7 protein-coding genes are annotated in these 5,982 nt (G+C 65.7%); 4 read left to right on the top strand and 3 right to left on the bottom strand.

All coding sequences use genetic code 11. The features are described from left to right. Nucleotides 1–349, bottom strand: a 349-nt coding sequence (locus A9X01_RS02425; protein WP_155771884.1) for an NAD(P)-binding protein, incomplete at its 3' end; no start/stop codon positions are given. Between the two features lie 51 nt (nucleotides 350–400). Continuing rightward, on the bottom strand, nucleotides 401–1,750 hold the full coding sequence (locus A9X01_RS02420; RefSeq protein ID WP_081282176.1) for a cation:proton antiporter: 1,350 nt from the start codon (nucleotides 1,748–1,750) through the stop codon (nucleotides 401–403). Nucleotides 1,751–1,962: 212 nt separating this feature from the next. Between A9X01_RS02420 and A9X01_RS02415 the strand changes: the two genes are divergently transcribed. Beyond that, the gene (locus A9X01_RS02415; RefSeq protein WP_065119134.1) at nucleotides 1,963–2,799 is read left to right on the top strand and encodes a TspO/MBR family protein; all 837 of its coding nucleotides are present in this window, start codon (nucleotides 1,963–1,965) and stop codon (nucleotides 2,797–2,799) included. On the opposite strand, the gene A9X01_RS02410 is transcribed toward A9X01_RS02415, so the two are convergent. Continuing rightward, complete coding sequence (locus A9X01_RS02410) at nucleotides 2,729–3,676, bottom strand: NmrA/HSCARG family protein (protein WP_301336919.1); 948 nt, start codon at nucleotides 3,674–3,676, stop codon at nucleotides 2,729–2,731. The genes A9X01_RS02415 and A9X01_RS02410 overlap by 71 nt on opposite strands. Nucleotides 3,677–3,791: 115 nt before the next feature. On the opposite strand from A9X01_RS02410, the gene A9X01_RS02405 reads away from it, so the two are divergent. From A9X01_RS02405 to A9X01_RS02395, 3 genes are all read left to right on the top strand, one after another. Then, nucleotides 3,792–4,274: a MarR family winged helix-turn-helix transcriptional regulator gene (locus A9X01_RS02405; protein ID WP_065119132.1), complete on the top strand. Its 483-nt coding sequence runs from the start codon at nucleotides 3,792–3,794 to the stop codon at nucleotides 4,272–4,274. A gap of 76 nt (nucleotides 4,275–4,350) precedes the next feature. Next, complete coding sequence (locus A9X01_RS02400) at nucleotides 4,351–4,992, top strand: dihydrofolate reductase family protein (RefSeq protein ID WP_065119131.1); 642 nt, start codon at nucleotides 4,351–4,353, stop codon at nucleotides 4,990–4,992. A 311-nt stretch (nucleotides 4,993–5,303) separates the two neighbouring features. Next, on the top strand, nucleotides 5,304–5,982 hold a 679-nt coding region (locus tag A9X01_RS02395; protein ID WP_155771883.1), incomplete at its 3' end, for a PE family protein.

Below are 5,982 nucleotides of genomic sequence, written 5' to 3'. Positions count from 1 at the left end.
GGGAGAAGAACATCCGCAGCCCCATCTTGCGAAGCTGGGCGGTGCGCAGGTGCTCGTGCAGGCCGATTCGTTCGCGCAGGTAATGCGCGGAGATCTCGACGGTCGACTCACCGACGGTGTGGGTGATCTCAGGGACCGGATGGGCGGTCGCCTCGATCACCAGGACCCGAGTCCCGGGTCGGGCGGAGCGAATTTCCAGCGCGAGTGTCAGGGCGGCAACACCGCCGCCGACGATGACGAGGTCGTGATCGGCGCTGAAGTCGTTGTCTGCCAGCTGACTTCGTATTCTTTTGGCCAGTGCCGCCCGAGCCTCGGGGCTCAGCTGTGACAGCTGCGCTCGAACGTCCACGCACTTACTCCCCTCGACAATGAATGCATAAGTACCCCGGCGTGGATCGCGTTACACAGCTAACCGGCCGGCATTTGCCGGCTGGCTGGCCGCGGTCGGGCCGGCCGCCTCCGTCGGGTCGGCTCCCGTCGGGTCAGCCGTCGTCGGGTCAGCCGCCGTCGCATCGGCCGCCGCTCGGTGCCTTCCGTAGGCGAACTCGAATATCGGCGACGTCATGAGCGTGGTGACAATGGCCACCATCACCAGAATGGTGAACAGCGTCGGAGTGATGATCCCGGCCTCGAGACCGATGTTGAGCAGGATGAGTTCGATCAGGCCGCGGGCATTCATCAACGAACCCAGCGCGACCGACTCACGCAGCGACACCTTCCGCAGCCGGGCCGCCACCGTGCAGGCGATTCCTTTCGCCGCGATCGCGACGACGAGGATGCCCAGAGTCACCGCCCACAGCTTCGGCGTGTTCACCAGGCCGATCTCGGTGTTCAGCCCCGAATAGACGAAGAACAGCGGCAGCAGCAACGTCGTCGTGACCGGCTCCAGCTTGGCGGTGACGTGCTTGGCAAAGAAGCCGGACGGCATCGCGACACCCAAGATGAACGCCCCGAAGATCGCGTAGATCCCGATCGTGTCGGTGAACCAGGAGCACAGCATCAGCAGGATGAGGACAACGCTGAGGGCCGCCGGACTGACGGTGTTGCGTCGCTCGGACATCGGGCCGAGTGCATTCAACGCCCGACGGCCCAGCGTCAGCACCACCACCGTGTAGAGGATTCCGCCGACTATCGCGATCAGGGCCGTGGCGGGATTGCCCCGGTGCATGGCCAGCACTGTCGCCAGGATGCACCAGGACAGAGCGTCATCGGTTGCACCGCATGCGAGCGCGAGTGTGCCCAAAGGTGTTCCGGAGAGCTTCTTTTCGAAGATGATCCGGGCCAACATCGGGAATGCCGTGGTGGCGATCGAGGCTCCGAGGAACATCATCGCCATGACCAAGGTGGTGTTTCTCGCGAAGAAGCTGCCGCCGGCGACCAGCGGCACGGCCAGCACCGCGCCCAGCGCCAGCGGCACGAATATGCCGGCAGCGGAGACCACGGCCGCGGTCCCGGCACGATGTTTGACCAGATTGATGTCGAAGTTGAGGCCGACCAGGAACATGTACAGCACCAGGCCGATCTGCGCCGCGGTGAACAGCACGACATTGGCCGCACCCGGCGGGAACAACTCGTGCTGCACCCCGGGCGCTATCCGTCCCAGCAGCGAGGGCCCGAGGATGACACCGGCCAGCATTTCGCCCACTACCTGTGGCTGACCCAGGCGTTGTGCCAACAATCCCACGACGCGGCAGGCCACCAGAATGACGGCGAGCTCCAAAAAGAAGTGAACGGCGGTTGCTGCGGCCATGTCACGCCCGCTTCCAATGGGCGCGCAGCGTGGCGGCGTTCGCGAACACGTCTATGACTCATCTCGTCGTCCGGCACATCCGGCAACCGGATGTCGAGTCGACGACGGTGGCGTCTTCGACGCGGTGAGGTATTGCCGAATCGCGCAGGGATTAATCCCGTCTTTCTCGTCGGGCTGGTTCGGAACCGTCTTCAGCGGGCAAACGGGTCGCTATGGTCAGCGGAACCCTCGACAACCGTTCGATGTCCAGACTGCTGGTGCCGGCCGCGGTCGGCCTTGCCACCATGGCGACGCTTTTCGTCAACAGCCTGGCCAACACATTGCCGATCAACGGCCAGAGCACGGGCGACGTCAGTCGCCGCTTTCAGGTCTACTTCGTGCCGGCCGGTTATGCCTTCTCTATCTGGAGCCTCATCTATGCGGGGTTGATCGCCTATACCGTTTATCTCGGCGTCACCGTGGGCAAGCGGCGCACCGACGGCGGCGCGGCGCGAGCCATAGCCCCGTGGTATCTGCTGACGGCGTTGGCCAACTGTTCATGGCTGTTCGCATGGCACTACAACCAATTCCCGCTGAGCATGGCGCTGATGGTGGTGCTGCTGGGCGCGCTGATTGTCATCTACCGACTGCAGGACGCCCGCCCGCCCGATTCGACGATCGAGCGGTGGGCGGTGCACATTCCCTTTCGCGTCTACCTTGGATGGGTCTCGGTGGCCACCATCGCCAACGCGACGATCACCCTCGACGCCGCGGGGTGGAATGGTTTCGGTCTGTCGGAGCCGACGTGGGGCGTGATCATGATCGTGGTGGCCACCGCCCTCGGTCTGACGATGAGCTTTCGGGGAGATATCGCCTACGCGCTGGTTGTGGTCTGGGCGCTGGTCGCCATCGCGGTGCGCTTGCATCAAACCGCTCCCATCCTGATCGCTTCGCTCACCGGAGCGATCGCGCTGACGCTGTCGTTGCTCTGGCGACGCCTCACTGATTCGACTGAAAGTCGCTCCGGTGCAACGCAAGCCAATCGCGGAAAGACTGCAACTCCGGGTTGAGCTCGCGCACCTGAGCCAGATCGCGGTCACCGACAAAGCGTGCCGAGTTTTCCGCGTAGTACTGGAACATGTTGCCCATTTCGACCGCGCCGGGAAACCCTTGCGCGCGAAAGTCGTCCCAGCTAGGCGGCTGGTAGCTGACGGTTTCGCCCATCGCATCGCTGAGCGCTGACGCGTATTCCTGACCAGTCAGGTGGTCACCAGCGATGCTGACGGTCTGGCCGATGTAGGCCGTGCCGCGCGCGAAGATCTGCAGTGCCGTCTTTCCGATGTCCCCGACGGCGATACCCGACAAGCGTTGGTCGGCCATCGGCAGCATCAGCCGGAGCTGACCGTCATCTCCTCGCACAGGTGCCAACGCGTCAGTGAAACCCTCGAAGAACAGGGTGCTGCGCAGGAACGTGGTCGGCACGTCGTACTCGCGGAAGAACTCGTCCGCCTCTGCCTTCGCGTCGAAGTGGGGCACCTTGTAGCGCTCGTCGACGGTCGGCACGCGGTCGTCGTCACCGAAGTGGTCGCGGGTGTCCTCCAGCGTGGACCAGACCACATGCTGGACGCCAGCCTGCGTGGCCGCGAGCGCGGCCGTATCGGCCTGCGCCAGTTCCCTTTCGGCGCGCGTCCGTACGCCTTCGTCCTCGTCCGACAGCGGGGCCCAGTAGTTGGTGACGATGAACGCCCCGTGCACGCCCTCGAACGCGCGGCGCAGGCTTGCGCCGTCGTCGAGGTCGGCTTCGAAGATTTCGGCGCCGGCGTCAGTCAACTTGCGCGCGGCAGCGGACTGCGCGTTGCGCGTGAGCGCGCGCACCGCGAACTCGCGACGCGGGTCGTCGAGGATCGCCTTGACCATGCCGCCGCCCTGCGACCCGGTCGCCCCCACCACTGCAATCAGCTTCTCGGTTGTCACGTTTCTCGCCTCCTGGTTGATATGTCAACTCACTCCACGGTATGCGCGCAGGGTTGATGTGTCAACCCACGGGAGTACGCTGCGTTGCATGACCAAGCGGTGGCACCTGGACCGGGACGAGCTGGCTGCCTGGCGAAGCTTCGTCGATATGCACCACCTATTGCACGGACACCTGGGCAGGTGCCTGCAGCGCGATTTCGGACTGTCCGATTCCGACTTCGAGATCCTGGTGAATCTGTCCGAGGCGCCGGGTGGGCGCATGCGCGCCTACGAACTGGGCCGGGCCACGATGTGGGAGAAGAGTCGACTGTCCCACCACCTCAGCCGGATGGAGAAGCGGGGACTCATCAGCCGTGAGGTCGATCCGGAAGCCGATCCGCGATATCCCCAGATCGTGCTTACCGAAGCCGGCCGCGCGGCGATCGAGTCGGCCGCGCCCGTGAACGCAGCCCGGGTGCGCGAACTGTTCGTCGACGTTTTGGGGCCGGAGCGCCTCGCGGTATTCCGGCAGGCGTCCGAAGACGTCATGGCCGCCGTCGAAGAACAGCGCCAAAACTTGTCCGACGAGTGAGGGCGGCCGCGATGAGTATGCCCGCGCTCGGCGGTCAAACCTTTCGACCGCACTGACTCAATCGTGGGAGCAACACATGGGCCTCATTCACATCGAGCTGTTCGCGACCCTCGACCTCGTTGGCCAGGCGCCCGGCGGCCCCGAGGAGGACCCGGCCGGATTCCCGTTCGGCGGCTGGCAGGCGCCCCTGATGGACGAGGTTGCCGGAGCGCAGGTCGGCGCCGCGTACGAGGGCACCGATGCGCTTCTGCTCGGTCGGCGGACGTACGACATCTTCGCCGCATACTGGCCGCACCAGGAAGCCGGTGAGGACAGCGGAATCGCGACGCTGTTCAACCGGGTGCCGAAGTATGTGGCTTCGCGCGGCCGGCCGAACCTCTCGTGGAACGGGTCAACCCAGCTCGGCGCGGACCTGGCCGCGGCGGTGCGCGATATCCGTGACCGGCATGAGCACATCAAGGTCGTCGGCAGTTTGAATTTGGTGCAGACATTGTTGCGCGAGCGGCTTTTCGATCGAATTGATCTCTGGCTGCACCCCCTTATGCTCGGCGTCGGCAAAAAGGTGTTCGGCGCCGGCGCGGTACCCACCAACCTCACCCTTCTCGAACCTCCCGCGGTCAGCGGGAAGGGCACCGTCCTGCTGCGCTACGGCCTGACCGACGGCACGCCCGCCACCGGTGACATGAGCGCGCCCGATCGTGGGCTTGGGCACGATTAGGCGGGCCGGAGTAGAACGCTTGCCGTAACCGCCCCTTGCGCGAGCAGACGCAAAAGCACCTTTTTTGCGCGCCGCAAAAAGGTGCTTTTGCGTCTGCTCACCAACATCGGTCACTTGTCTGCACACGGTCCGCTCAGCGAACGCTGACACGCCAATCGTGGAATGCCTCGTAGGGTTCCGTATTATGCAGCGAATTTCCCCATCACTTTGAGTGAACTCGCGATAAGCTGCTGGCTCGCCGACTCTGAGGTCTCCAAAGATTCCTGGGTCGGCTTCACAACGAAGTCATGGTGCACAGTCGGAGGTGCCCGATGTCGTTCTTGAATGTGCTTCCCCCGGTGTTGGGCACTGCCGCAACGGATTTGGCGGGTATCGGTGCGTCGCTGAACGCGGCCAACTCGGCCGCGGCGGAGCACACCGCAACGGTGCTGGCCGCGGCCCAGGACGAGGTATCGGTCGCCATCGCGGCGCTGTTCGGCGCCCATGGGCAGGCCTACCAATCTCTCGGGACGCAGGCGGCCGCCTTTCACCAGCAGTTTGTGCGTGCCTTGACCACGAGCGCGACCTCCTATGCCAGCGCGGAAGCCACCGCCGCCTCGGCGCTGCAGAATGCCCTGGACGCGCTCAACGCGCCCGTGCTGGCGGCAACCGGGCGCCCGCTGATCGGCAACGGCGCCAATGGCGCGCCGGGCACCGGGGCCGACGGCGGGGACGGCGGGTGGCTGATCGGTAACGGCGGCAACGGCGGGTCGGGCACGTCGGGCGCCGGTGTCGATGGAGGGCGCGGTGGGGCTGGTGGAGCCGGCGGGTTGCTCGGGAACGGCGGGGCCGGTGGTGCGGGTGGAAACTCCATCAGCAAAGTCGGTGGGTCCGGCGGTGCCGGCGGGAACGCCATGCTGTTCGGCGCCGGCGGCGGCGCGCGGGGGGGCGGGGGGCGCGGGGGGGGGGGCGGGGGGGGGGCGCGGGGGTCCCGGGGCCCCGGCGGGGGCG

This window comes from Mycobacterium asiaticum (assembly GCF_001668675.1).
Taxonomy (GTDB): Bacteria; Actinomycetota; Actinomycetes; order Mycobacteriales; family Mycobacteriaceae; genus Mycobacterium; species Mycobacterium asiaticum_D.
Note: the sequence above shows the minus strand (reverse complement) of the source record. Positions and strands in the feature narration are given on the sequence as shown.

Excerpts from the sequence above, each read along its gene's own strand:
- A9X01_RS02420 (WP_081282176.1), bottom strand. The coding sequence starts at position 1,750 with ATGGCCGCAGCAACCGCCGTTCACTTCTTTTTGGAGCTCGCCGTCATT.
- A9X01_RS02415 (WP_065119134.1), top strand. The coding sequence starts at position 1,963 with ATGGTCAGCGGAACCCTCGACAACCGTTCGATGTCCAGACTGCTGGTG.
- A9X01_RS02405 (WP_065119132.1), top strand. The coding sequence starts at position 3,792 with ATGACCAAGCGGTGGCACCTGGACCGGGACGAGCTGGCTGCCTGGCGA.
- A9X01_RS02400 (WP_065119131.1), top strand. The coding sequence starts at position 4,351 with ATGGGCCTCATTCACATCGAGCTGTTCGCGACCCTCGACCTCGTTGGC.